The following is a 1,605-nucleotide window of genomic DNA, read 5'->3' as shown; positions in this document are numbered from 1 at the left end:
GACACCGTAGAATCCACTAAAGCCCGATACGGCTCCCTCTTCCTTAGCGCTCGGCGCTGCACTAAACAGACCGGGATCAACTGCGGCGACTGTCTCCTCAGCACTGGGCGATCCGCAGAAAAACAGCGACATTGCCGTGCCAGCCAGAACCAGCCCAATTGCAGAGCGATTTGGTTTTTTTTCATTTGAAGTATATCGATACACGGCCATACAACTTCCCCATCTAATTATCTGTCAAAGCAGTATTTTTATAATTTAATTTTCTGGAGTGTCATTTTTATTTTTGCGTACTGAAACAATTTATTACAAGGGCCACAATCACCCTATTTGGTGACACTACCGCCTGCAAAACATCACCCTTAACCCAAGCAACTTTTAAATAAAACAATCAAACCAAAAACATAAACATATCCGCCCCACAACAGTACGAAAGACCTCGAAACCAATGCGCTCGGCACGTTTTTGGTGCGACCGCCAAGGGCTTTCTGGTCTAAATAGAGACATCAGGGGAATGTCACACAACAGGGTGAGGTTTCCTTTCTTTAAATGGCGGTAAAGTCGGGCTTAAAGCTACGAAGTGCCAAGTGGCTTGCACAGAACAAGATAGGAGTATCGACCGTGGAAGACTTGAAGCAAGCCCTGCAGCGCCTGGCCAAAGCCGTGGTCGTGATAACGACCGCCGACCAGAACGGACGCTACGCCATGTCCGCCACTGCCGTGAGCGAACTGTCCATGGAGCCGCCCTCCATGCTGATCTGCGTCAACAAATCCGCCTCGCTGTTTCCGGTACTGGCGAGTGGCGCCCCCTTCATCATCAACATTCTGCACCATCAACAGGCTGATATTTCCGTCGCCTGTGCGGGCAAGGTCAAAGGTGAAGCCCGGTTTGAATTCGGAACCTGGATCAAAACAACCTCGGGTATCCATCGACTGGAGGGCGCACAGGCATCGATTGTTTGTCGAAACGTCAAAGCAGTCGAGTTCGGTACCCACGGCATCTTTATCGGAGAGGTCGAACAAGTCTTTACCGACAGCACTCCTGACCCATTGATCTATGTCGATCGCCGTTACGGCAAGATGGACAACGTCACGTTCTCCTGAGCCGAAGTTTTTGACCTTATTAATTGATGTTGTTTACAACTTTAGCCCATCGAAAACGGGCCAATTTCACATCTGAATTTAGTGATGCAAAAAGCTTCTTGTAGGGACCGCTTGTTACTCATCCGACAAGGTAGCGCTCTGAAAAATTGCATTCGACGCCTATCCAGATACTTTTCAGCACCATAAAAAGCTGAAGCCGGCTCATACTTAATTTCCTATCGAGAGAACTATGCAAGAGCCACACAAAAATCTGAGAGATGTGTCCTTCTGGTTCAGCGAACTTATTGATCGCAAGGATCTCGCGTGGCCCACCATGGTGCAGCAAACAGAGGATATTCATGCTGATGTCTGCATCGTTGGCGCCGGTTACAGCGGATTATGGACCGCCTATGAATTGCTGTCCGCATCGCCCGAGTTGAACGTGGTGATCATCGACGCTAAATACCCGGGCTATGGCGCCTCCGGACGAAATGGCGGCGCCGTCATCCCTCGCATCAACGGCTC

Annotated in this window: 3 protein-coding genes; 2 read left to right on the top strand and 1 reads right to left on the bottom strand. The window is 49.7% G+C overall.

Annotated elements, in window-relative coordinates:
- Nucleotides 1-210: hypothetical protein (locus BLL36_RS31200; RefSeq protein ID WP_207304123.1), on the bottom strand; the 210-nt coding region annotated here is incomplete at its 3' end.
- A gap of 408 nt (nucleotides 211-618) precedes the next feature.
- Here BLL36_RS31200 and BLL36_RS29905 point away from each other — a divergent pair.
- Together BLL36_RS29905 and BLL36_RS29900 are read left to right on the top strand one after the other, a co-directional pair.
- Complete coding sequence (locus tag BLL36_RS29905) at nucleotides 619-1,101, top strand: flavin reductase family protein (RefSeq protein WP_076955174.1); 483 nt, start codon at nucleotides 619-621, stop codon at nucleotides 1,099-1,101.
- Nucleotides 1,102-1,330: 229 nt separating this feature from the next.
- Nucleotides 1,331-1,605: FAD-dependent oxidoreductase (locus tag BLL36_RS29900; RefSeq protein ID WP_233447659.1), on the top strand; the 275-nt coding region annotated here is incomplete at its 3' end.

The organism is Pseudomonas cedrina subsp. cedrina (assembly GCF_001983175.1).
In the GTDB taxonomy this organism is placed as follows: domain Bacteria; phylum Pseudomonadota; class Gammaproteobacteria; order Pseudomonadales; family Pseudomonadaceae; genus Aquipseudomonas; species Aquipseudomonas cedrina.
The sequence above is the reverse complement of the archived record's forward strand: the minus strand, read 5'-3'. Positions and strand labels throughout refer to the sequence as shown.